Below are 24,638 nucleotides of genomic sequence, written 5' to 3'. Positions count from 1 at the left end.
GCTTCACGACCTAGGGACGGGACGGGTGCCATGACCACATCGGTGGACGATCGGCTCAGCGCGCGACTTGCCGGCCGCGCGCCCGAGCTGCGCGGGTTCCGCGAGGTGCAGCGGCTCGCCTACGCATGCGCGGAGGCCGTCGCCGCGCAGTTGCGCCCCGGCGTGAGCGAGCGCGAGGCGGCGCGGATGCAGCGGGAATGGCTACGGGAGCGCGGCGTGCGCGACTGGTTCCACCTGCCGTTCGCGTGGTTCGGCGACCGCACGGCCTTCACCAACTTCCGCTTCCCGCTCCAGTTCTTCCCCACCAACCGGAAGCTGGAGCCGGGGATGCCGTTCATCCTCGACATGGCCCCGATACTGAACGGCTACACGGCGGACATCGGCTACTCCGGCTGCCTCGGCCCGAGCCCGCTGCACGACAGGCTGCTCGCCGACCTGGAGGAACACCGCGAGTTGATCCTGCGCGAGGTACGGGAGCGGCGCCCGCTGCGCGAGATATACGAGGACGTGGAGCGGCTGATGGCCCGGCAGGGTTACACCAACCGCCACCGCGCCTACCCCTTCGGTGTCATCGCCCACAAGGTCGACCGGGTCAAGCAGCGCCGCTGGGCGCCCACGGCCTTCGGGTTCGGCACGCAGAGCCTCAGGGGGCTGGCCAGCGACGCGCTGCACGGGCACCGGGAGGGCTGGTCGCCGCTGTGGAGCCCGTACCGCTTCTCCGACCACCCGCCCCAGCCCGGCCTGTGGGCCGTGGAACCGCACCTCGGCTTCCGGGGCGTGGGCGCCAAGTTCGAGGAAATACTCGTCGTCACCGACTCCAAGGACCCCGAAGAAAGCGCCTATTGGCTGGACGACGACCTCCCGCACGTGCGGCGTTGGGCTGAGGAGAAGACGGCGTGAGCGCACGCGCCGGAGGGCCGGACGGCGAGCGCCGCGAGGCGCCGGGCACGACGGGCCCCGATCGCGAAGACGAGATCGACGGCGCTGTCGGGGCCGGCGAGCTGGCTTCACGGACCGGCCCTGCGACGCGGGCGGGGCCCGCACCGGTGGAGGCGGCGTGGACGCGGGCGGGGCCCGCGCCCGTGGTAACGGCGTGACGGGCAGAAGCGGCACGGGCGCGCGGGGCGACGCGAAGGTCAGCGGTTCCCGGGCGACCAGCAGGATCAGGGCAGCGGACAAGGCCGTGGAGGCCGATGGAATGGAGGCGAACGCAGTGGCAGCGAGCACCGGTGCGCAGGGCACGGTGGCGGCGGGAGCGCTGGCCGGGGCGACCGAGCGCTGGGTCAGCACCGGCGGCGTGCAGTTGTGCGTCGCCGAACTGGGCGACCGTGAGCGGCCGACCGTCGTGCTGGTGCACGGCTTCCCGGACAGCAAGGAGGTGTGGAGCGAGGTCGCGAAGCGGCTGGCCGACCGGTTCCACGTCGTGCTGTACGACCTGCGCGGCTGCGGCCGATCGAGCGCGCCGAAGCCGCTGCGCGGGGGTTACACCCTGGAGAAGCTGACCGACGACTTCCTGGCCGTCGCGGACGCCGTCAGCCCGGACGCGCCGGTGCACCTGGTGGGGCACGACTGGGGCTCGGTGCAGGGTTGGGAGTTCGCCACCGTCGGGCGTACCGAGGGCCGCATCGCCTCCTTCACCACCATGTCCGGCCCCTGCCTGGACCACCTGGGCATCTGGCTGCACAAGCGCGCCACGCGGCCCACCCCCCGCCGAGTCGGCCAACTCTTCGGCCAGGGCGTCAAGTCCTGGTACGTGTACGCGTTCCACACCCCCGTGGTGCCCGAGGCGCTGTGGCGCGGTCCGCTCGCCAAGGCTTGGCCAGCGCTGCTGTCCCGGGTCGAGAAGACGCCCGCCCGCGGCGAACCCGGCGGCGACTACCCGACCTCGTCGCTGCCCACCGACGGGGCCCGCGGCGTGTGGATGTACCGGGACAACGTGCGCGCCAGGCTGCGCCGCCCACGCACCGACGCCTACGCGCACGTCCCGGTCCAGCTCATCCACCCCACCGGTGACGTCTTCGTGTCGGAGCGGGTCTTCGATGACCTCGACCAGTGGGCGCCCCAGTTGACGCGGCGCAGCCTGGTGGCCAAGCACTGGGCACCGCGGACCCGGCCGGACCAGATCTCCGCCTGGATCACGGAGTTCGTCACCACCGTGGAGGACGGCACACCCGCCAGGAAGCCGCGCGCCACGAGCCAGTACGCGGCGCGCTTCGGCGGCCAGCTCGTGCTGGTGACGGGCGCGGCCAGCGGCATCGGCCGGGCGACCGCGTTCGCGTTCGCGGAGGCGGGCGCACGCGTGGTGGCCGTGGACCGGGACGCGGAGGGCGCCGCCCGCACCGCCGAGATGTCCCGGCTCATCGGCGCCCCGGAGGCGTGGAGCGAGCAGGTCGACGTATCCGACGGGCTGGCGATGGAGAAGCTGGCCAACAAGGTCGCCGACACGTACGGCGTGGTGGACGTGCTGGTCAACAACGCGGGCATCGGCGTCTCCGGCGCCTTCATGGACACCAGCCCCGAGCACTGGCAGCAGGTACTCGACGTCAACCTGTGGGGCGTCATCCACGGGTGCCGCACCTTCGGAAAACAGATGGCCGACCGTGGGCAGGGTGGCCACATCGTCAACACCGCCTCCGCGGCGGCCTTCCAACCCACCCGCATGCTGCCGGCGTACGCCACGTCCAAGGCCGCCGTGCTGATGCTCAGCGAGTGCCTGCGCGCCGAACTGGCCGGCAAGGGCATCGGCGTCTCGGCGATATGCCCCGGTATCGTCAACACCAACATCACCACGACGACCCGCTTCGTGGGCGTGGACCGCGAGGAAGAGCAGCGCCGCCGCACCCGCAGCACCCGGCTGTACGGCAAGCGCAACTACCCGCCGGAGAAGGTCGCGGACGCGATCCTGCGCGCCGTGGCCCGTAACCAGGCCGTGGTCCCGGTCACGCCGGAGGCCCGCGGCGCGCACCTGCTGTCCCGCTTCGCCCCCAAGGCCCTGCGCGCCCTGGCCAGGCTCGAACCCAAGGGGTGACCGTGACCCCGCGCTGCCCACGGGCGGGGCCCACCAGTCACCAGTCACCAGTCACCAGTCACCAGTCACCAGTCACCAGTCACCAGTCACCAGTCACCAGTCACCAGTCACCACGTAACGCGCGGGCGTCGGCGGGGTTGCGGGGCGGTTGGTGGGACACCGGAAAGGAGTCGTACGCCATGGACGGACGTGCAGTACCGAGCGGACACGGGCACGGGCGCGGGGACCAGGGCGGGATCACTGGGGCCGGTGAGCGCCCTGCGGGCGGCAGCGCCGAGCGCGAGCCGGGCAGCGGTGCGCGCATCGCGCCGCGCCGGGTCTCCTTCGACTGGGACGGGACACCCCTGCACTGGATCCCGGGCGAGCCGACGGCCACCCATGTGATCAACGTGCTGCACCTGCTGCTTCCGGCCGGCGAGCGGTGGTTCGTGAAGGTCTTCAAGGAGGCTCTGCCGCTGGTCACCGACCCGGACCTGCTGCGCGACGTGAAGGGGTTCATGGGCCAGGAGGCCACGCACAGCACGCAGCACACCTACGTCCTCGACCACCTCGCGGCCCAGGGGCTGGACACCGCGCCGTACCTGCGTCGCTTGGACTTCCTCTTCGATGTCCTGCTCGGCGACAAGCCGCCGTTCAGGCAGCCGCTGCCCCCACGCGAGTGGTTGCGCTTCCGGCTTGCGGTCATAGCGGCCATAGAGCAGTTCACGGCCGTGCTCGGCGACTGGGTGCTCGGCGCCGACGCGCTGGAGGACGCCGAGACCGACCCGGTCATGCTGGACCTGCTGCGGTGGCACGGCGCCGAGGAGGTCGAGCACCGCTCGGTCGCGTTCGACATGTACCAGCACTGCGCCGGCACCGGCGCGACCGGCTACGCGCGACGGCTGTACGCGATGGCCGTGGTGGCACCCGTGATGCTGTGGCTGTGGGCGTCGGGCACCGCCTACCTGCTGCGCCACGACCCGGTACTGGGCCGACGCCTGCGGTATTCGCTGCGCGAGCACAACCGGGCGGTGGCCAAGGGGTTGTTGCCCACCTGGGGCGAGTTGGGCCGAGCGATACCCCGCTACATGAAGCGGTCCTACCACCCCTCGCAGGAGGGCTCGCTGCGCCGGGCCGTGGAGTACCTGGCCTCCTCCCCCGCGGCCCGCTCGGCGGCAGGCGCGTTCGCCCGCGCCACGCTGTAGGAGCCCGCCGACAACCACCGTCCAACCCACCCCCACGACCCCGCCACCACACAGAGCCGCAGCGCAACAACAGAGCCGCGGACACAGGGAACGCGTAGCAACAGCAGGCAGCAGGCAGCAGGCAGCACAACGACAACGCGGCCCGCGTGCACGACGACCGCACAGCACTCGATGGCTACCGCCATGAGAACAACGAGAACGACACAGTCACCGGAAGAAAGAAAGGGGCAGAGCGTGTCGGAAACCACCGCCGAACCGGCCGCATCCCCTGAGTACCGCATCGAGGAGCTGGCCCACCGCAGCGGCGCCACGGTCCGCACCATCCGCGGGTACCAGGACCGCGGCCTGCTGCCGAAGCCCGAGCGGCGCGGGCGGGCCAACGTGTACGGAGACGCGCACCTGGCCCGGCTCCAGCAGATCGCCGCGCTGCTGGAGCGCGGCTACACGCTCTCCAGCATCAAGGAACTCCTTGAGGCGTGGGACGCGGGCCGCGACCTGGGCGGGGTGCTCGGACTGGTCGCCGAGGTGGAGGGCCCGTGGACCGACGAGAAGGCCGCCCGGATCACCCGGGCGGAGTTGGCCGACCGGTTCGGCGGCAACCCTGACCAGGCAGCCATCGCGGAGGCCGTCGAACTGGGCATCCTGGAGCCGGACCCCGACTGCTCGGACGCCTACGTGGTGCCCAGCCCCCGGGAGCTGTCGGTGGCGGCGGAACTCCACGCGGCGGGGGTGCCGCTGTTGGCCATCGCCGACCATGTACGGGAGGTGCGCGGTCAGATCGAACACATCGCGGTCCGGTTCCTGGATTTCACGACGGAGCACGTCTTCCAGCACTACCTGGACCACCCTCCGACGGACGCCGAGGCTCAGGAGGCGGCGTTCCTGATCCGCCGCTTCCGCCCGCTCGCGCAGCAGACCATCGACGCGGAACTGGCCCGCGCGATGCGGGCGGTGGCCACCCGGTACCTGCACCACCACCTCGACCAGTTCGGTCCGCTGCCCCGCCCGGACGGCCCCCGGCCCGGCACCCTCCAACCCGCCGCGGCTCACCCCCGCCCCCGGCGGCCAGGCGACGCCCAACCCCCGCCCGGCTCCCGACCAGCCCCCCAGCCGGCTGACCCGCCTGTCGCCCAGAACGTCACCCGGTCAGGGCCCCCGCCCGACGCTGTCAGCAGCAGCGGGGACAGCGGACCGGTCGGGGGGCGAACCGGCAGCGGGCCGGGGGACCGCAGCGGGCCCCAACCACCGGCCGGAGGACCCGGCGTGCGGGACGAGTGGCGGCAGCCTCAAGGCGACCAAGCGGAGGTCACGCTGCCCGCTGACATCGTCCGCGCCGTGCGGGAGTTGGTCGGCGACGCCAACGTGTCCACCTTCATAGCGGGCGCGGCGGAGCGCGAGGTGTGGGCCCGTCGCATGGACCGCCTGGCCATACCCGAGGCTCCGCCCGCGGAGGCCGGCGGCTGAACCACCAGGGTGTGGGCCGCCCGGCCCGGCCGCCTCAGTTCCAGCCCCACCCGCGCCAGCCCGTCTCCACGCCCACCCCCACACCCACACCCAGCTCAGCTCAGCCCGCGCCGCGACCAGCCCACCACCCAGCCCGCGCCCATGGCGCACCACTCCACCCGTACATTCCGTCCGGCATCATGGGAAGGCATGAGACCTACGAACGTCCCGCCCGGTTCGCCGGGCGGCAATGGCGGGAGCGGGGCCGGGGCGTATGGGCCCGGCGGGCGGCGTATCGACAGTACGGAGAGCGCCGTGGCCGCTGTGCTGGCCGTCGCGGAGCGGTACGGGCGCCAGGCCAGCGTGGAGCACTCCATCGGGGCGGACCAGTCGGGACGGCGCCTCGCCGCCGGGGCGTTCTCCGTCTCCGACCCGGACGGCTCGCTCCCGCACGAGGCGTTCATCGAGATCCCAGGGCGCCCGACCGTACAGATCCACACGTTCAGCGAGGGCGACGCGAACATCACCCTGGACACCGTGGAGTTCACCGGCGTCCCGCGCGAGCAGGCGCCCGCCTTCCTCGACGCCGTCTTCGGCGGGCGGGCCTGGATACGCACCCGGTTGTTCCCGGCCTCCCAGATGCTGATCGTTCCGCTGCCCGGCGACGTCACGTACAAGGAGCCGGTCCTGGGCACGGGGAACCTCACGCCCTGGCTGAACAGCGTCATTCGCTGAGGCGAAACCCGGCGTGTCGGCGCGGGCCCACGCGCGGGCACGCGCGGCGACCTCACACGCCAGGCCGGCATCGCGGGCCAGACCGGCATCGCGGGGCAGACCGGCATCGCGGGCCAGACCGGCATCGCGGGTCAGACCGGGAGCCGCGCGGGCCGGGTCGGCGAGCGGTGGTCGCGCGCCGGGGTTGGGGGCGGCCAGTCGACGCGTCAGGACGGAGAGGCGAGCGGAGGTGGCAGGAGGAGGAACAGGGCCACGGCGTCAGAGGCCGGGCGCGCCCCATACCGGGAACCAGCGGCCCAGGTCCTTCTCGATGCGTAGGTCGTCGGTGAGCAGGGCGCGGACCTGGAGTTCGAGTCCGTTGTCCCGCTTGTTGGACGCGTCGGGCAGTGGGGCGAAGGGGTAGAAGGTGCCGCGCTTGTAGAGGTAGACGAGCGCGAGGGAGCGGCCTTGCGCGTCGCGGAAGCCCAGCAGCGAGCAGAGGAGTTGGGGCCCGAACCCGCCGTCGCGCAGCGTGGTGTTGACCGCGTGCAGGTCGTTGACCAGGGCGGCGGTGTCATCCGGGGCGTGCTGGGTGAGGAGCCAGGTGAAGCCGTAGGCGTCCTGGCTGAACTCGACCGGAATGCCGCCGCGCTCGGTGTCGGCGTCGAGTAGGTCGCGTACCTCGCGTTGGAGGCCGGCGAACGCGCCGCCCTCCACGCTCGCGAAGCAGACCGAGCCCTGCCCGGTCGGCGTGAACCCCGCGCCGGACTCCAGGGTGATCGCCGCCGACGGCAGTGCGAACAACTGGTCGAGATTGGGGCGGGCCGGCTTGCTGCGGCCGAGCAGGGTGTCCAAGAAGCCCACGAAGATCGTCCTTTCAGAGGCGGAGGGGGAGGGTGGAGGGGGAGGCGGGGGGCGGGGCGGGAGGGGGGAGGGAGGGGGAGGCAGGGGAGACAAGCCCGACAGTCGCGTCGCCCAGACCAGCCCCGCCCCACCCCATCCCGCCAACGCCGCCGCGAGCCGCGCATCGGCCGAGGCCACCGCCAGAGCCGTCCCGAAGCGACGGCCAGACCGACCGGCAGACCGGCCGCCAGACCGCCGGCCAGCGCGACCGCCGGGCGACGACCGCAGAGACCGGCTGACCGGCGACACCGGGGCGACCGCCGGCGAACCCCGGAAGGGCTGACCGACGAGGCCGGGCCCGAGCCGGGGGGCCGGAGCAGGCCACCCGGCCAGAGGCTGGTCGGGCTCTGGCCAGAAGCGCGGAAGACCGGGCGAACGGAGCGAGGGGGGAGACGGGGGCGGCAATCAGGGTCGGCCGAGCTGTGCGGAGATGCGTCCGAGCTGGTCCAACCGCTGCTCCAGCGTCGGGTGCGAGGACATCAGCTTGCTGAGGCTGCTGCCGGAGAAGGCGGGGGCGAAGTAGAACGCGTTGTACGGCTCGGCCTGTCGCAGGTCGCGGGTGGGGATGCGGGCCATCTCGCCGGTCACCTTGGTCAGCGCGGTGGCGAGCGCGGAGGGTCGGCCGGTCAGCAGCGCGGCGGCGCGATCCGCGGAGAGTTCGCGGTAGCGCGAGAGCAGCCGGGTCAGCAGAAAGCTGATGACGTAGACGACGGCGCTGACGAGCGGGATGACGAGGAGGGCGATGCCGAGGCCGTTGTCCCGGTTGTTGCCCCGCGTGAGTCCGCCCCACAGGGCGATCCGGGTGATCAGTCCGGCCAGTACGCCGAGGAAGGAGGCGATGGTCATGACCGCGACATCGCGGTGCGCGACGTGCGACAACTCGTGCGCGATGACCCCCTCCAGTTCCTCCGGTTCCAGCCGGCGCATCAGCCCGGTCGTGGCGCAGACCAGCGACTTCTGTTGGCTGCGGCCGGTGGCGAAGGCGTTCGGTACGTCGCTGTCGGCTATGGCCACCCGGGGCTTGGGCATGTCGGCGAGGGCGCACAGCCGGTCCACGGCGCCGTGCAGCTCGGGTGCCTGCTCGGGAGTGACCTCGCGCGCGCCCATGCTGAACGCCGCGATCCGGTCGCTGAACCAGAACTGGGCGATGAACATCCCGCCCACCAGCAGCACGATCATGGGCCACGCGTTACCCAGCAGCGCCACCAGGACGCCGACGAGCACCACGTACAGCAGCCCGATCAGGAACATCGTGCTTACCATGCGCCTGGCCAGCCCACGGTCCGGCGCAAATCGCGTACGTGACATAAGCCCCTCCTCTGCGCTCTCTTACGATTCTCCCCCTTTGTGGGGTATTCGTGAGATAAGTGCAGACCTCGGGCGCTGCGAGTGGAGCGCGGCCCAGGGGTGGAGAAAGGTGCGCGACCGGTCGTACGGGGCCTCGACACACCCGGGCAAGGGAGTGCCACCAGCCTCCCTGGACCAGGCAACCGCGCAGGTCAACGCGGGTGCGGCGGGATTGCGGCGGAACGCCAATTCCGATCCGGCAGGCTCCTGCGCCGATCAGGTGCGAGGCGCGCCGTTGCTTCGCCGAGCGGGGTTCTCGGCCGGATGCCGGTCGGCCAGACCGGCCCAGTCGCGCGCCTCGGCCGACCGGTACGGAGCACAGCGCCGCGCCGGCCCGGTCCAGCGCCTGGGCGCGGCCGACCGGCGCGGTGCGGGGTGTGTTCCGCCGCGAAGTGGCGGAGGTGACATAGGGGTGGGGGGTAGTAAAGGGGCGGGGGGTAGGAGGGGTGGGGGGCGAGGTCAGGTGGCGCGGAGGAAGGCGCTCGTGGCGACCTGGCCGATCATGCGCAGCCGGGTGTCGCCCGCGAGACGCTTCTCGGTGGCCTCGCGTACGCCGGCCCACCGGCCGTCTCCGTAGTCGTCCATCACGATCACCGCGCCCGGCGCGGCCACCTGCTCGGCCCACTCCAGATCGTTGGCGACCCCCTCGAACGAGTGGTCGCCGTCGATGATCAGGACGCCGTACTGCCGGTCGGACAGTTCCTCGCGTACGGCGGGGTCCTCCGAGAAGCCCTTACGCAGTCGCAGCCGCGCGTCCTCGACGCCGGCGTACGCGAGGTTGGCGCGCACCACCGCCTCCGTGACGGGAGTGCCCGACGGGTCGGAGGAGATCTCGAAGCCGGGCTGGAGCTGCACGGGAGCGAGCGGGTCAACAATGGTGAGCTGATACGGAAGGCCGGTCCGCAGCAACTGGCGGGCCATGCCACCGGCGAACAGCCCGTACAGCGTGCCGATCTCCAGGATCTCGCCGTTCGGCGGGTTGAGCAGCGGCGTGGCGGCGAGCTTGCCGAGGATGTTGCGGGTGGAGCCGGCGATGCGCCCGACGCCACGGTTCTCCAGCTCCACCAGGGTGCGGTAGGCCAGAACGGTTTCCTTGTACGCGCCGTCGCGTCCGGTCACGGCGGCGATCTGAGCAGCGAGTTCCACGATCTCTTCGCGGCTTGGCTGCCGGTCAGTCAGTCTGCCGTCGCGCCCGAGCAGCAGGTCAGTGGAGTGCGCGCGGCGCAGCTCCTCGCGGAGGACGGTGAGTTCACGGCGGGCTGAGCGAAGCTTTCTGTCAATGCGCTGGTCGAGCTGGTCAAGTACGGGCCGCAGCGCGCGACGGGCGGAACGGGAAGCGATCAGTGTGCTGTGGAACTTCACACAGCGGACCCTAGGCGCGCGCCCCGGCGCTGTGAAGCCGTGTCAGCCAGCCGTTGAAGGCCGTCAGTCAGATGAACTACATGGTCAGCGCCCGTCTTTCGGGCATTCACCAGAGGTTGCCCGTGCCGCCACCTGCCGGCCACCGTGCGAGAGGGGGCGACCCCGAGCCGTACCCCCCTCTCACCTCACCGCCGCCCACGGACGCCTGTCCTCTCCCTTGGCCGCCCGGCTCCGAACCGCGCCCGCCCGGGCCACCGTGCCCGGGAGCCACCGTGCCCGGGGGCCGCCGCGCCCCCGAGCCACCGCGCCCCCGCGGCCCCCGTTCCTAGCTGTATTGCCCTGTGAGGTTGGGGACGCGGCTGGCGGGTGGTTGGCCTTTCAGTGCGGTGTGTGCGCGGTGGTGATTGTAGGTGTGCAGCCACTGCGGGAACGCGGCCTGTCGCTCGGCTTCTGAGCGGTAGGGGCGGGCGTAGGCCCACTCCTCCAGCAGGGTGCGGTTAAAGCGTTCGACCTTGCCGTTGGTCTGCGGCCGGTAGGGCCGGGTGCGCTTGTGGACGATGCCCTCCGCGGCCAGGGCCGTGCGCCAGTCGTGGGAGCGGTAGCAGGAGCCGTTGTCGGTCAGCACCCGCTCGACGGTGATCCCGGCCTGGGCGAAGAAGGCGTGGGCTCGCTGCCAGAAGCTGGTGGCGGTCTCTTTCTTCTCGTCCGGGTGGATCTCGCTGTAGGCCAGGCGGGAGTGGTCATCGACAGCGGTGTGCAGGTAGCTGTAGCCGAGGTTGGGGCGGCCGTGGCGGGTGCGGGGCCGTGCGGGGTCGCGGTGCGCGGAGCTGTTGCGACCGCCCTGGGCCCTGCCGTGGACCTTGTGTCCGCCGCCGTCGGGGATGTTGCCCAGCTTCTTGATGTCGACGTGGACGAGTTCGCCGGGCCGGTCGCGTTCGTAGCGCCGCACCACGCGACCGGTGGTCCGGTCCAGATGGGCCAGGCGGGCCAGGTGGTAGCGGGTCAGGACGCGGTGGACGGTGGAGGGCACTAGGTGCAGGAAGTGCGCGATGCGGGCCGGTCCCCACCTGCGCAGCAGGCGGACCTTGATGATCCGTCGCTCGGTGCGGGTGGGGGCTGCGGTGAGGCCGGCTGGAGCGGTCTGTCAGACCGGCCTGGCCGTGCCTGCGGTAGCGGTCGGCCCACCGCTGCGCTGTGGTCGGCGAGACCTGAAAGCGTTCGGCGGCCCGTCGAAGCGGCCAGCCGTCCTCGACCACACAGCGGGCAAGGCGCAGGCGTCCGGTCTCGGTCAGGGGTGCATTACGGTGGGACACGAGGGCCTTTCTGTTGGTGTTGACGTCGCAATCCACACCGAACCGGAAGGCCCTCGCCCATTCAAGATCCCTCAGCCGAGACCTGGCTCACCCGTCCACAACCTCCCCGGACAGAACACCTAGCCGTTGAGCTGGGCCAGGCCCTCCGTCGCGATCTTCTCGAAGACCGCGGGGTCGGCGGCGAAGACCGAGTCGGGGATCGGGGCGTGCAGCACGATCTCGTCGAAGCCGAGCTCCGCGTGCGCGCCGGCGAAGTCCACGAACGCACCCACCGAGTCCAGGGGCCGGTCCGGGGTGAAGCCGGTGAGCAGGATCTTCTCCAACTCGCCGACGTCACGACCGGTCTCCGCGCACGCCTCGCCGAGCCGCTCGACCTGTCGACCGATGGCAGCGAGCGAGTCGGCGGCGGTGGCGTCCTCCGCCAGCTTCGGATCGCCGGTGGTCACCCACGCCTGCCCGTACCGCGCGGCGAGCCGCAGCCCGCGCGGCCCGGTCGCGGCGACCGCGAACGGGAGCCGGGGGCGCTGCACGCAGCCGGGTATGTTCTGCGCCGCGCCGGCCGCGTAGTACGCGCCCTCGGCGGTCACCTCGCCCTCCGACAGGAGTTGGTCGAGCAGCGGCACGAACTCGCCGAACCGCGCCGCTCGCTCACGCGGCGACCACGGCTCCTGGCCGCTCCCGAGCAGCGTCGTCGCGTCGAACCCCGAGCCGCCCGCGCCGATGCCCAGCGTGATCCGGCCGCCGGAGATGTCGTCGAGCGTGATGAGTTCCTTGGCGAGCGTCACCGGATGGCGGAAGTTCGGCGACGTGACCAGCGTGCCGAGGCGTATGCGAGAGGTCGCCGCGGCGGCGGCGGTCAGCGTCGGGATGGCGCCGAACCACGGGCCGTCACGGAAGGTCCGCCAGGACAGGTGGTCGTAGGTGTAGGCGGTGTGGAAGCCGAGGTCCTCGGCGCGCTCCCACTCCGCACGACCACCGTCGGACCAGCGGCGGATCGGCAGAATCACGGTGCTCAGTCGCATGGGTCGAGAGTAGGGGCCGGGTACGACACTCGGGTACGCCGCCCACCAACCGCACCACCCTCGCCCCCGCCCCGTCGCCGGCCCACCCGCGACACCCCTCGCGCAAGACGGCTCGCACCCACCCGCCGCCAGGCCGCCCGCCGACCCATCCGCGCCCGCGCCCGCCAGGCCACCCGCCACCCGTCACGCGTCACCCGCCAGCCCCACCCCGCCGCGCGCCCGCCCGCGGAAGCCACGCACCACGCACGCCCCCCGCGCCCCGCGCGCCACCGCGAACACCACCTCACACGCATCGGCGGCGGCATCCGCCCGCACCGGCCAAGCCCACCCAGGCCCACCCAGGCCCGTCAGCCCTCGTCGAGCGTGCCGGTGGTCGGCGCGGGGAGGCCGAGCAGGTCGCGCATCGACCCCGCCGCCCTGACGGCGGCATCGGCGCAGCAGTTGTTGAAGAGGACGTGTACCTCGTCCGCCCGCTCGGCCAGCGCGCGGACGCGGGGCGTCCACTCCGACAGTTCGGCGGGCGTGTAGTCGTGGCGGAACCGGTCCTCCTTGCTGCCGGTCCCCCAGGCGTCGCTGCGGCCGTGGAAACGTACGACCGCGAGCTGGGGTCGGGTGACCCGCGCGACCGGTGGTACGGAGGTGGGCAGCGTCCGCGCCATGTCCACGGCCACCGCTGACGCGTCCAACTCGGTCAGCAGGTCGGCCGTCGCGGCTTCGCGGTCCTCCTGCCACCAGCCGGGGTGCCGGAACTCCACGGCCATCGGCCAGCCCGCCGCGCGCTCACGGCACCGGCGCAGGTACGCCTCCGCCGACCTGCCGGGCGCGAGGTGGCGCGGGAACTGGAAGAGCACGGTCCCCAGCCGTCCGGTGCTTCGCAACGGTTCCAGCGCTCCACTGAACCGGCTCCACACCTCGTCCAGCAGTCCCGGGTCGGTGCCGGCCCGGGGGCCCTGGCGGGCGAGCGCCGGGCGCAGGTCGGCCGGCAGCGCGCCGGCGCGCGTCGGATGCCCGGTGAGCAGGGAGAACGCCTTGACGTTGAAGCGGAAGTCGGCCGGCGTGCGCGCGGCCCAGAGCTGGCTGTTACGCGCGCTGGGCAGGCCGTAGTAGGTGGCGTCCACCTCCACCACCGGAAACCGACTGGCGTAGTGCCGCAGTCTGCCCTCCGGGTCCCGGTGGCCAGTCGGGTACCAACCGCTGGCCACCAACGCCTTGTCCGTCCACGAGCAGGTGCCGACCCGTATCCGTCCCATGTCGCCCGTCTTCCCCGGGCCCGGCCGCGTCAACGTCCCTCGGCGCCCAGCGGCCTCCGCCGCGTCGGCCGACGCCTGTTCGGGGCTCGCCCAGCGGACCTGGGGAACCTGGGAGGCCGGGGAGGGCCTGGGAGACCCGGACGGCCGGTCACCGCTCAGCGACGCCCTGACCCCCACCGCGACCCGACCCCCGGACCCGTCCCCGTCCTCGGCCCCGGTTCCAGGCTGGGCCTGGGCCCCCGACCCCGATCCCCCCGCTGCTCCGACCGCGAGGGGGCGTGCGCAGGCTGCGGCACGCCCGTACGCACACCAGTGCGGAGCGATGCGGAAGGATGGCAGGCGTGACCCCAGCTACCGAGCAGCAGCCCGAGCCCCCCGCGACCGACGGCACGGACGCCGCCCCCGCGACCGACGGTGCGCCCGCCGTCCCCGCGGCCCCCACCGTGCCCCGGCTCATCGCGACCGACCTCGACGGCACCCTGTTGCACGACGACAAGTCCGTGTCCGAGCGCACCGTCGCCGCCCTGGCAGCCGCCGAGGCCGCGGGCATCGACGTCTTCTTCGTCACCGGTCGCCCGGCCCGCTGGATGACCGTCGTCAGCGACCACGTACACGGTCACGGCCTGGCCATCTGCGCCAACGGGGCGGCGGTCGTGGACCTGCACCAGGGGCCCCGGTTCGTCCGCGTGCGCCCGCTGCTGCCCGAGGACGCGCTCGCCGTCGTGCACGCGTTGCGCGCCGCCGCGCCGGGTACCGCGTTCGCCGTCGAGCGCACCGGTGGCATCCACCACGAACCGCAGTACCCGCCGCTCTCGTTCGACGCCGCCCTGACGCTGGGCCCCGTCGAGAAGCTGCTGTCCGAGGACGCGGACCAGGCGGAGCAGCCCATCCTCAAGCTGCTCGCCTACCACCCCGACCTCGCCCCGGACGACTTCCTCGCCCTGGCCCGCGCGTCCGCCGGGGCACACGCCTCGTTCACCCGCTCCAGCCCCAGCGCCCTGCTGGAGATCAGCGCCCTCGGCGTCAGCAAGGCCAGCACGTTGGAGCAGTGCTGCGCCGAGCGCGGCATCACCCGCGACCAGGTGATGGCCTTCGGGGACATGCCCAACGACGTGGAGATGCTGACCTGGGCCGGCATGTCGTACGCGATGGCCAACGCGCACCCCGCCGTCCTCGCCGCGACGGACCGACACACGCTGGCCAACAACGAGGACGGCGTGGCGGCCGTCATCGAGAGCGTGCTGAACCGCTGAGGGGCCGGCCGGCCGCGGCGGGAGCGGGCGGCCGAGCCCGTCAGGACAGCGGCGCGCCCTCCTCCGCCTGTTCGCGCTCCGTACCCTCGCGCGGCGGCGCGCCCGTGCCGCGCGCCCGACGGGCCAGCGTCAGCAGCGCGACGACGCACGCGGCGCCGAGCAGGATGCCGAAGGCGACGGTGAGCGCGGTGGTGTAACCGTGCACGGTGGCCGCGATCGACGTGGGGTGTCCGGGGCGGGCCAGGTACGAGGCGGCGGCGCTGGCCGCGACCGTGTTGAGCAGGGCGGTGCCGAGCGCCGCGCCGAGTTGCTGGGCCGCGTTGTACGCCGCCGACGCGGCCCCGATCTCGTGCCACCGCATGTCCGCCGTGGCCAGGCTGGCCGTCGGGGGCATGACACAGCCGAGGCCGAGCCCGGTGAGGACCAGCGCGGGCGCGAGGTAGAGCGGCAGGATGTGCGCGCTGTCCGCCGTCAGCCAGGTCAGCAGGAACATCCCGGCGGCTGCGGCGAGCAGGCCCGGCACGATCAGCGCGGCGGGCGGCACGCGGCCGTGCAGCTTGCCGGCGACGAACGTGGAGCCGACCAGCGCCGCCACGGCGTTGATGATCAGCGTGAGGCCGGCCTCGACCGGCGAGTACCCGAGCACCGTCTGCGTGTAGTAGCTCATGAACAGGTAGAAGCCGAACATCGCGACGAACATCAGGGTGATCGCGGCGAACGCGGCGCCGCGGGCCCGGTGCGCGAGCACGCGCAGCGGCAGCAGCGGGTGCGGGGCGCGCGCCTCGATGGCCGCGAACGCCGCCAGCATCAGCACCCCGCCGACCAGCAACGCGAGCACCCTGGCCGACGCCCACCCGTGCGGTTCGGCCTCGTTGAAGGCGTAGACGAGGGCGGCGAACCCGCCCGCGCTGAGCAGGGCGCCCGCGACGTCGAGCCGCCCCCCGTCGCGGACCGGGCGGTCCCCCGGCACGAGGACCGTGCCGCCCACGGCCAGCAGTGCCAGCGGCACGTTGATGTACAGGCACCACCGCCAGCTCGCGTACTCCGTGAGCAGTCCGCCCGCGACCAGGCCGAGCGCCGAGCCGGCGGCGCCGACGGCGGCGAACACGCCGAAGGCGCGGCCCCGTTCGCGCGGGCTGGTGAAGGTGATCGTCAGCAGCGAGAGGCCGGCCGGCGCGAGCAGCGCGGCGAACACGCCCTGTAGGGCCCGCGCCGCGAAGAGCAGTTCGGCGCTGGTCGCGGCCCCGCCGAGCGCGGACGCGGCGGCGAAGCCCAGCAGGCCGACGCGGAACGCGCGCCGGTGCCCGAGCGCGCCGCTGACCCGCCCGCCGATCAGCAGCAGACCGCCGAAGGCCAGCGCGTAGGCGGTGATGGCCCACTGCCGGCTCGCGTCGGACATGTCGAGCGCGCGCTGCGCGGAGGGCAGCGCGATGTTCACGATCGTCCCGTCCAGGACGACCAGGAGCTGGGCCGTGCTCACCGCCAGCAGCGTCCACCAGCGCCGCCGTCCCGCTGAGGCCGGCTCCCCCGACGTTTCTTCCATGATCCACGCACCGCCTAACAATGTTTGAGTTTGCCTAACGACGTTAGAGACGACGAACAACGTACTACACTGACCCGACCGGTCACGGCCCCGAGGCGCCGGCACCGGCCCGACCGACCGCCTCGGCCACGGGCCCCGCACGGCGGCGGCCCGGTGCGCCAGCGGAAGCGGTGGGACAGCGCGACCGGTGCGGCGGCGGGACCGGTGGGACAGCGGAACGGCCCAGCGCGACTGGGCGTCGGACGAAAGTGGGACACCGTGGGTGAAGCGCGCGGCCAGCGCGGCGGCGGGGACGTACGGAGCGTGTGGCTGCGGCCCCGCCGCACCTCGCGCGGCGAGCCCCCGCTGTCCCGCGCGCGCATCGTCGAGGCCGCCGTCGCCCTGCTCGACGAGGAGGGCATCGACCGGCTCACCATGCGACGGCTCGCGGAACGCCTCGCCGTCATGGCCCCGTCGCTGTACTGGCACGTCGACACGAAGGACGACGTCATCGACCTCGCCGTGGACGCGATCTTCGGCGAGGTGCCCCCGGCCGCGGACCGGACCGGGGACTGGCGGGCCGACGTGACCGCCGTGCTGACCGCGTGGCGCGCCGCGCTGCTACGTCACCCGTGGGCCGCCGCGGTCCCCGCCCGCCGCCGGCCGACCATCGGCCCGCACTTCCTGGCCTGGATGGAGATCCTCCAGTCCACGCTGGTACGCGCGGGCTTCGCCGAGAAGGGCCTGTCCGCCGCGACCTGGGCGCTCTACAACCACGTGATGGGCTCGGCCGCGTCCGAGACGGCCCTGCGCATCACGGACGAGGAACGCCGGTTGGGCCAGGAGCAGTTGCGGGCCAACAGCGACCGGTACCCGACCCTGGCGGAGCGCGGCTACCTCTACGACGACGACTGGGACGGCAGTTTCACCACCGGTCTCGGCTACCTGCTCGACGGCCTGGAGGCCCAGCTCAAGCAGGCCCCTTAGCCCTTCCTCGGGCTGCGAGCCCCGCCCGACCCCCTGCGTTCCCCGGCTCCCCGCGCTGCTTGGCCGGCAGGCCGGGTCCGTACCCAACCCCCGCGCCCCGCCGCGCCCCCGCGCCCGCCGTCGCACCCGCCCGCCCTCACGCCCCACCTGCCGGGGCCGGCGCTCACTCGCCCCGGCCCCGGCTCAGAGCGGCGCCTCCCACACCACGGTCGTCCCCCTGCCACCACCGCTCTCACCCTCCCCACCGGCGCCCGAGCCACCGACACCGGAGCCACCGGCACCCTCGCCACCGCCGGAGGCCGCCCCCGTCACGCCCCCGCCACGGGCGAGGCCGGGCCCATAGCCGCTGGAGCCGCCCAGCGCCTCCGCGCGGCGGGCCAGGTTGCGCAGCCCGCTGCGCCGGCCGCCCTCCGGGATGCCCACGCCGTCGTCAGAGACCGTCAGGCGTACCCCGTCGCGTCCGTCGGGCAGCCGCGCCGTCGCGTCCACGACCACCTCGATACGCGAGGCGCGGGCATGCCGGAACGCGTTGGACAGCGCCTCCCGCAACGCCGCGATCAGGTTCTTGCCGGTCAGCTCGGACACCCGGGCGTCCACGGCGCCCACGAACACGGCCGACGGCTGGAAGCCCAGCGGCACGGCCGCCGTCCCGATCTCGCGCAACACCCGGGTCCGCAACCCGGCCGGCGCCTCGGTCGGGCCCTGCTGGAGGGCGAAGATCGCGGTACGCACCTCCTGGATGGTGGCGTCCAACTCGTCCACGGCCTTGCCGATCTTGTCCTGGACCGCCGGCACGATCGCCTTGCGCTGCGCGCCCTCCAGCATCATCCCGGTCGCGAACAGCCGCTGGATGACCAGGTCGTGCAGGTCGCGCGCGATCCGGTCGCGGTCTTCGTACACCGCGAGCCGCTCCCGGTCCCGCTGGGCCTCGGCGAGCACCAGGGCGAGGGCGGCCTGCGCGGCGAACTGTGTGGCCAGGGTGCGTTCGGTCTCGGTGAACGGGCGCGCGCCGCGCTTGCGGGGCGTGGTCAGGATGCCCAGCACCCGGGAGCCGCTGCGCAGCGGCAGCATCATGCTCGGCCCGAACCGCTGGGAGATGCTCGTCGTCATGCGCGGGTCGGTCGCCGAGTCCTCGACGAAGATCGGTTCACCGCCCATCAGGTGCGGCACGATCGGTGCCTCGGGCGCGACGACCGTGCCAAGGAGGCCCATCGGCTCGTCGGCGTCCACGGCCACGATCTCCAGGCCGCCGGCCTCGGTCGGCAGCAGCACGATGCCCGCCGTCGAGTCCGCCAGCCGCCTGGCCTTCTCGGCCACGACGACCAGCGCGTCCTCCGCGTCGTTGGCGGACAGCAGGGCGGTGGTGACGGCGACCGAGCCGTCGATCCAGCGTTCGCGCTGTCGGTCCTCCTCGTCGCGGCGCGCGTTGCCGACGGCGAGCGCGGCCTCGACCGCGAGCACCCGCACCAACTGCCGGTCCGACGCGCTGAACGGGCCACCGTCGCGCTCCGCCAGGTAGAGGTTGCCGAAGTTCTCCCCCAGCGCCCGGAGCGGCACCGCCAGGAAGGTGCGCATCGGCGGCCGGCTCGGCGGGAACCCCGCCGCGTACGGGTCGTCCGTGAGGTCGTCGAGCCGCATCGGCTCGGGCGGCTCGGCGAGTCCGCTCGGCAGCCCGGCCGCCGGCGGCGATTCGTCCGCCGGCGCCGCGAGCCGCTCGCGGACGTCGTCGCCGACGCCGTACGAGACGAAGTCGGAGAACCGCGTGCCCGAGGCGGTCATGACGCCGATGGCGGCGTAGCGCGCGTCGACCAGCTCGGCGGCGCTCCGCACCAGCCGGTCGAGGGTGACGTGCAGGTCGCGGCCGGCGCCGACCGAGCGCATCGCCTCCAGGAGGCGCGGCACGCACGCGGTCAGCTCCGCCGGCAGGCCGCGCAGGTCGCGGGTGGCGGCGGTGGCGGCCTCCAACGGGTCGCGCGGTGGCCCGCCCCCCACCGCGCCCCCGGCCGCGCCCACCCTCGCTCCCGCCGCCGCTGCCGTCGGACCGGCTGATTCGCTGGGCTCGGAGGCCCCCGTGACTGCCATGGAGGCGAGCGTAGTTAGTCCCTTTTGCCAGGGAAAGTGTTAGCTTCGGCCCGGTGCGGGTGCCACCTCCCTGGCCCCCTCGTCCACCGGCTCGCGACCGCCGTACGCCCCGGCACACCCCATCGCGGGAGGGCGCTCGTTCGCACCGTTGTGCTCTGCGACGGCGTCCGTGACGTGGCCGGCCTCCGTGGCGCGCTCGCGCTCCAGCATCCGCCGGAACGGGCCGGGCACCGCGACCAGCTCGTCGTACGAGCCGCGCTGCACCACCCGCCCCGCGTCCAGCACGAGCACCTCGTCCACCGCTTCGAGCCCCGCCAACCGGTGTGTGATCAGCACGGTCGTCCGCCCCTCGGTGGCCGCCAGCAGATCGCGGGTCAACGCGTCCGCCGTCGGCAGGTCGAGGTGCTCGGCGGGCTCGTCGAGGACCAGTACGGGGAAGTCGGCGAGCAGCGCCCTGGCCAGCGCCAGCCGTTGGCGCTGGCCACCGGAGAGCCGGGCGCCGTGCTCGCCGACCAGCGAGTCGAGGCCGTCCGGCAGCCCGTCGGCCCAGTCGAGCAGCCGGGCCCCGGCCAGCGCCGCCCGCAACTCGTCCGTGCTCGCCCCGGGCCGGGCCAGCCGCAGGTTCTCGCGCAGCGAGCTGTCGAAGAGGTGCGCGTCCTGCGCGCACAGCCCCACCAGCCGGCGCACCGCGTCCCCGGCCAGTCCCGTGGCGTCCGCACCGGCCAGCGTGTACGTCCCCGCCTCCGGGTCCAGGAAGCGGAGCAGCACCTGCGCGAGCGTGGTCTTGCCCGCGCCGGACGGCCCGACCACGGCCACCCGCCGCCCCGCCGCCAGCTCCAGGTCGAAGTCGGCGACGGCCGGCCGCCGCTGCCCCGGGTAGCGCGCCGTGAGCCCCCGTACGACCAGCGGGTGCGGCTGCTCCGGCGGGGTCGTGGCCGGGTCCGGCTCGCGGACCGGCGACGGCGCGTCCAACACCTCGTGCACCCGCTCGGCCGCCCGCCGCACCCGCTGCCGGTAGCGCACGGCGCTCGGCAGACCGGCGACCGTCTCGAAGGCGGCGAGCGGGGTGAGGACGACGACCGCGAGCCACAGCCCGTCGAGCCGCCCGTCGCGCACCGCCTGCACGCCCACCCACGCGGTGGCCGAGACCGTGACGCCGCAGCTCAGCGCCGCGAGCCCGGCACCGAGCGCGCCCGCGCCGGCGGCCCGCCGCGCGATGGTGGTGAGCAGCCCGTCGGCGCGGCGCACCGAGGCCGTACGGGTGGGCAGCGCGCCGGCCACCGTCAGCTCGGCCGTGCCCGTCAGCAGATCGACCACGCCCACCGACAACGCACCGCGCGCGGGCGCCAACTGCCGCTCCGTACGCCGGGCCCACGCGCTGGTCAGCAGCGGCACCCCGACGCCGGCCGCCAGCAGGCCCACCGCGAGCAACGCGCCCGCCTCCGGCAGCAACCAGGCCATGAACCCGACGGACGCGGTGCCCACGACCAGGGCCGAGCCGACCGGTAGCAGCCAGCGCAGGAAGTAGTCCTGCATCGCGTCCACGTCCGCGACCAGCCGGGACAGCAGGTCGCCGCGCCGGCTCTCGCGCAGCCCTGCGGGCGCGAGCCGCTCAAGGCGTCGGTAGACCGCGACCCGCAGGTCGGCCAGCACGCGCAGCGCGGCGTCGTGCGAGACGAGCCGCTCCGCGTAGCGGAAGACGGCGCGGCCGATGCCGAACGCCCGGGTCGCGGTCACGGCCACCATCAGGTACAGCACCGGTGGCTGCTGCGAGGCCCGCGAGATCAGCCAGCCGGAGACGGCCATCAGCCCGACGGCGCTGCCCAGCGCGAGGCTGCCGAGCAGCAGGGCGAGCGCGAACCGCCCCCGCCGCTCCCGGCCCACCGCGCGCACGAGGGCCAACGCCCCACGCTCCCGCCGCCCCGGACCCTCCTCGGGCGCGGGCTGCGGGAGCCGCCCGCCCGTGGCCGGCTCCGCCGGCGCGTCACCGGCGGCCGGGCCCACCGGCTCGACCACCGGCTCGACCACCGCCCGGTCCGCCCCCGAACCGTCCTGCTGCTGCGCACCCGACCGGGCCACGCCCGCGGGTCGGCCGTCGGCGACCGCCCGCGCGGCGCGAACGGTCGCGCCCGTGGCCGCCACGGCCGGCAGCGCGCCGCGCTCGCCGGCCGGCGTCGCCTCGGCGGTCGGCCCGACGTGCACCACGCGGTCCGCGATGGCGAGCAGGGCCGGCCGGTGGACGACGAGCAACACCGTGCGGCCGACGGCCAGCCGGCGCACCGCGTCCACCACGAGGGCTTCCGTCTCGCCGTCCAGGTTCGCGGTCGGCTCGTCGAGCAGCAGCACCGGCCGGTCGGCGAGGAACGCCCGGGCCAGCGCCAGCCGTTGCCGCTGGCCCGCGGACAGGCCCACGCCGTCCTCACCGATCACGGTCTGCGGTCCGTCCGGCAGCGCCGTGACGAAGTCCAGCGCGCTCGCGTCGCGCAGCGCGCCCCGTACCGCCTCGTCGTCGGCGCCCGGGCGGGCCAGGCGTACGTTCTCCGCGATGGTGCCCGCGAACAGGTAGGGCCGCTGCGGCACCCAGGCGACCTGGTCCCGCCAGGCCCGCCAGCCCGCGTCCGTGAGGTCGGCCAGTCGCGTGTCGCCGACGCGCACCCCGCCCCGCTCCACGCCGCTGCCCGGGCCCACGAACCCGAGCACCACCTGGAGCAGGGTGGACTTGCCGGCACCGCTCGGCCCCACGACGGCCACGGTCTCGCCGGGCGCGACGGCGAACGAGGTCACGTCGAGAGAGGGTTCGGTACGCCCGGGGTGCCGCACCACCAGGCCGTCCACCACCAGCGCGGCCGACCGCGCGTCGGGCACCCGGTCCGGCCGTCCCGGGCCGCCGGCGGACGAGCCGCCCGCCGCCTCACCGGGCACACCGGGGTTCGCCGCCGCGTCACCGGACACCCGGGCATCCGCCGCATCGCCGGTCTCCAGAACGGCGAAGACCTCGTCGGCCGCCGCCAACCCCTCCGCCGCCGCGTGGTACTCCGCCCCGACCTGGCGCAGCGGAAGGTACGCCTCGGGCGCGAGGATCAGCACGACGAGCCCCGCGTAGAGGTCCATGTCCCCGTGTACGAGCCGCATACCGATGCCCACCGCGACCAGCGCCACCGACAGCGTCGCCAGCAGCTCCAGCGCGAACGAGGACAGGAAGGCGATGCGCAGCGTCTTGAGCGTCGCCCGCCGGTAGTCGGAGGTGATCGCGCGAATGGACTCGGCCTGCGCCTTGGCGCGCCCGAACACCTTGAGCGTCGGCAGCCCCGCCACGACGTCGAGGAAGTGCCCGGAGAGGCGGGAGAGCAGCCGCCACTGCCGGTCCATCCGATGCTGGGTGGCCCAGCCGATGAGCATCATGAAGACCGGGATGAGCGGCAGCGTGATCACGATGATCAGCGCCGACACCCAGTCCTCGGTGACGATCCGGGCCAACACCGCCAGCGGGACCACCACGGCGAGCCCGAGCTGCGGAAGGTAGCGGGCGAAGTAGTCGTCCAGGGCGTCGACGCCCCGGGTCGCCAGCGTGGTCAGCTCGCCGGTGCGCTGGGTGCTCAGCCATCCCGGCCCGAGTGCGGTCGCCCGGGTCAGCAGCCGCATCCGTAGCTCGGACTTGACCTCGGCGCTGGCCCGATGCGCGGCGAGTTCGGTCAGCGAGGCGACCGCCGCCCGCCCCACCGCGACGCCGACCAGCAGCATCAGCGGTTCCGCCAGCCCGTCGACGGACTCGCCGCGCTGGAAGGCGCCCACCACGATCTCGGCGATGAGCATCGCCTGGGCGATGACGAGCCCGGCACCGATCAGCCCGAGAGCGACCGAGGCGAGCAGGAAGAAACGGGTGGCGCGGGCGTAGCGCAGTAGCCGCGGGTCGATTGGTTTCACGTGAAACACCGACCTGGTTTCACGTGAAACACGCACGCGGACCGTTTCACGTGAAACAGGCGCGCGGACGGTTTCACGTGAAACACCCGACCGGCCCACCGTCGCCGACCGACCGCGACGGTGCCCTCGCCGGCGCCCGCACCCGCACCGGCACCGGCACCGGCACCGGCACCGGCACCGGCCAACCTGGCCGCGCTTCGGGGCCGTTCGGTTCCGACACCGCCGCGCCTCCCGAACTCCGCCACGCGCCCGCTCACCGCATACTCCCCGCGTCGCCTCATCTGTCGCGCCGACATCAGTGCGCGTCGACGGGAATGTGCTGGGTCCCGATCCGCTGCCGGAACACCCAGTACGTCCACGCCTGGTAGGCCAGCACGACGGGGGTCATGACGCCCGCGACCCACGTCATGATCTTGAGCGTGTACGGGCTGGACGCGGCGTTCTCGGCGGTCAGACTCCACTCCGTGTCGAGCGAGGAGGGCATGACGTCCGGGAACAGCGACAGGAAGAGCATGGCCACGGCCGCCGCGATGGTGACCCCGGAGAGCCCGAAGGCCCATCCCTCGCGGCCCCGACCGTTCATCACCAGCGCCCCGACCAGCGCGAGCACGGCGATGACCAGCGCCACGAGGCTGCCCGTGCCGCCCGAGTCGAGCTGCGTCCACACCAGGAAGGCCGCCGCGAGGGCCGCCGTCACCAGGCCGAGCCGGCCGGCGAGCCGGCGCGCCCGGGTGCGGATGTCACCGACGGTCTTCAGCGCCGCGAAGACCGCGCCGTGGAAGGTGAACAACGTCAGCGTCACCAGCCCGCCGAGCAGCGCGTACGGGTTGATCAGGTCGAGCAGGTTGCCCGCGAAGTTCTTGTCGGCGCCGATCGGCACGCCGCGCACCATGTTGGCGAAGACCGCGCCCCACAGGAACGCGGGGATCAGCGAGCACCAGAAGATGGCCCGCTCCCAGTTGCGCTGCCAGTTCTCCTCGCTGCGCTTGTGCCGGTACTCGAAGGCCACCCCGCGCACGATCAGGCAGATCAGGATGACCAGCAGCGGCAGGTAGAAGCCGCTGAACAGGGTCGCGTACCAGTCGGGGAAGGCCGCGAAGGTGGCGCCGGCCGCGGTCAGCAGCCACACCTCGTTGCCGTCCCAGACGGGCCCGATGGTGTTGATCAGCACCCGGCGCTCGGTGCGGTCGCGGGCGAGCAGCTTGGTCAGTACGCCAATGCCGAAGTCGAACCCCTCGAGGAAGAAGTAGCCCGTCCACAGGACGGCTATCAGCACGAACCAGACGTCGTGGAGGTGCATGGTC

General features: G+C 73.6%; 15 protein-coding genes and 2 pseudogenes. 7 read left to right on the top strand and 10 right to left on the bottom strand.

Annotation, left to right across the window (positions count from 1 at the left end):
* Positions 1-30 precede the first annotated feature (30 nt).
* The 5 genes and pseudogenes from AC3CHW_RS16800 (at position 31) to AC3CHW_RS16780 (ending at position 6,390) form a co-directional block, all read left to right on the top strand.
* Positions 31-900: a M24 family metallopeptidase gene (locus AC3CHW_RS16800; protein ID WP_488466962.1), complete on the top strand. Its 870-nt coding sequence runs from the start codon at positions 31-33 to the stop codon at positions 898-900.
* Between the two features lie 298 nt (positions 901-1,198).
* Positions 1,199-3,028: an SDR family oxidoreductase gene (locus AC3CHW_RS16795; protein ID WP_488471080.1), complete on the top strand. Its 1,830-nt coding sequence runs from the start codon at positions 1,199-1,201 to the stop codon at positions 3,026-3,028.
* A 179-nt stretch (positions 3,029-3,207) separates the two neighbouring features.
* A complete protein-coding gene (locus AC3CHW_RS16790; protein ID WP_488466961.1) occupies positions 3,208-4,212 on the top strand; it encodes a metal-dependent hydrolase in 1,005 nt (334 codons plus the stop codon).
* A gap of 234 nt (positions 4,213-4,446) precedes the next feature.
* Positions 4,447-5,199: pseudogene (locus AC3CHW_RS16785) on the top strand (MerR family transcriptional regulator); the annotation flags it as partial.
* 771 nt (positions 5,200-5,970) lie between these two features.
* Positions 5,971-6,390: a hypothetical protein gene (locus AC3CHW_RS16780; protein ID WP_459246525.1), complete on the top strand. Its 420-nt coding sequence runs from the start codon at positions 5,971-5,973 to the stop codon at positions 6,388-6,390.
* Between the two features lie 258 nt (positions 6,391-6,648).
* Here the strand turns inward: AC3CHW_RS16780 and pspAB are convergent, their stop codons facing one another.
* From pspAB to AC3CHW_RS16750, 6 genes and pseudogenes are all read right to left on the bottom strand, one after another.
* Positions 6,649-7,233, bottom strand: a complete 585-nt coding sequence (gene pspAB / locus AC3CHW_RS16775; protein ID WP_176162848.1) for a PspA-associated protein PspAB — start codon at positions 7,231-7,233, stop codon at positions 6,649-6,651.
* A 444-nt stretch (positions 7,234-7,677) separates the two neighbouring features.
* The gene (gene htpX, locus AC3CHW_RS16770) at positions 7,678-8,580 is read right to left on the bottom strand and encodes a zinc metalloprotease HtpX (RefSeq protein ID WP_488466960.1); all 903 of its coding nucleotides are present in this window, start codon (positions 8,578-8,580) and stop codon (positions 7,678-7,680) included.
* 498 nt (positions 8,581-9,078) lie between these two features.
* On the bottom strand, positions 9,079-9,981 hold the full coding sequence (locus AC3CHW_RS16765; protein ID WP_488466959.1) for a class I SAM-dependent methyltransferase: 903 nt from the start codon (positions 9,979-9,981) through the stop codon (positions 9,079-9,081).
* 325 nt (positions 9,982-10,306) lie between these two features.
* Positions 10,307-11,294 (bottom strand): annotated as a pseudogene (locus AC3CHW_RS16760) (IS481 family transposase).
* A 119-nt stretch (positions 11,295-11,413) separates the two neighbouring features.
* Positions 11,414-12,316: an LLM class flavin-dependent oxidoreductase gene (locus AC3CHW_RS16755; protein WP_459246522.1), complete on the bottom strand. Its 903-nt coding sequence runs from the start codon at positions 12,314-12,316 to the stop codon at positions 11,414-11,416.
* Positions 12,317-12,663: 347 nt separating this feature from the next.
* Positions 12,664-13,566, bottom strand: a complete 903-nt coding sequence (locus tag AC3CHW_RS16750; RefSeq protein WP_488466958.1) for a DUF72 domain-containing protein — start codon at positions 13,564-13,566, stop codon at positions 12,664-12,666.
* A 332-nt stretch (positions 13,567-13,898) separates the two neighbouring features.
* Between AC3CHW_RS16750 and AC3CHW_RS16745 the strand changes: the two genes are divergently transcribed.
* Positions 13,899-14,819: a Cof-type HAD-IIB family hydrolase gene (locus AC3CHW_RS16745; protein WP_488466957.1), complete on the top strand. Its 921-nt coding sequence runs from the start codon at positions 13,899-13,901 to the stop codon at positions 14,817-14,819.
* Positions 14,820-14,859: 40 nt separating this feature from the next.
* Here AC3CHW_RS16745 and AC3CHW_RS16740 read toward each other — a convergent pair whose 3' ends face one another.
* Entirely contained in the window at positions 14,860-16,362 is a 1,503-nt protein-coding gene (locus AC3CHW_RS16740; protein WP_488466956.1) for an MFS transporter, read from the bottom strand.
* Between the two features lie 258 nt (positions 16,363-16,620).
* Between AC3CHW_RS16740 and AC3CHW_RS16735 the strand changes: the two genes are divergently transcribed.
* Entirely contained in the window at positions 16,621-17,328 is a 708-nt protein-coding gene (locus AC3CHW_RS16735; protein WP_488466955.1) for a TetR/AcrR family transcriptional regulator C-terminal domain-containing protein, read from the top strand.
* 183 nt (positions 17,329-17,511) lie between these two features.
* Here the strand turns inward: AC3CHW_RS16735 and AC3CHW_RS16730 are convergent, their stop codons facing one another.
* The 3 genes from AC3CHW_RS16730 to cydB form a co-directional block, all read right to left on the bottom strand.
* The gene (locus tag AC3CHW_RS16730; protein ID WP_488466954.1) at positions 17,512-19,410 is read right to left on the bottom strand and encodes a sensor histidine kinase; all 1,899 of its coding nucleotides are present in this window, start codon (positions 19,408-19,410) and stop codon (positions 17,512-17,514) included.
* Positions 19,411-19,449: 39 nt separating this feature from the next.
* Positions 19,450-23,334: a thiol reductant ABC exporter subunit CydD gene (gene cydD, locus AC3CHW_RS16725; protein ID WP_488466953.1), complete on the bottom strand. Its 3,885-nt coding sequence runs from the start codon at positions 23,332-23,334 to the stop codon at positions 19,450-19,452.
* Positions 23,335-23,629: 295 nt separating this feature from the next.
* Positions 23,630-24,634, bottom strand: a complete 1,005-nt coding sequence (cydB, locus tag AC3CHW_RS16720; RefSeq protein WP_488466952.1) for a cytochrome d ubiquinol oxidase subunit II — start codon at positions 24,632-24,634, stop codon at positions 23,630-23,632.
* Between the last annotated feature and the right edge of the window lie 4 nt (positions 24,635-24,638).

The sequence above is a fragment of the Streptomyces sp. MGP-BFMKR1 genome, from assembly GCF_057766585.1.
This window is presented reverse-complemented; position numbering and strand designations above follow the sequence as displayed.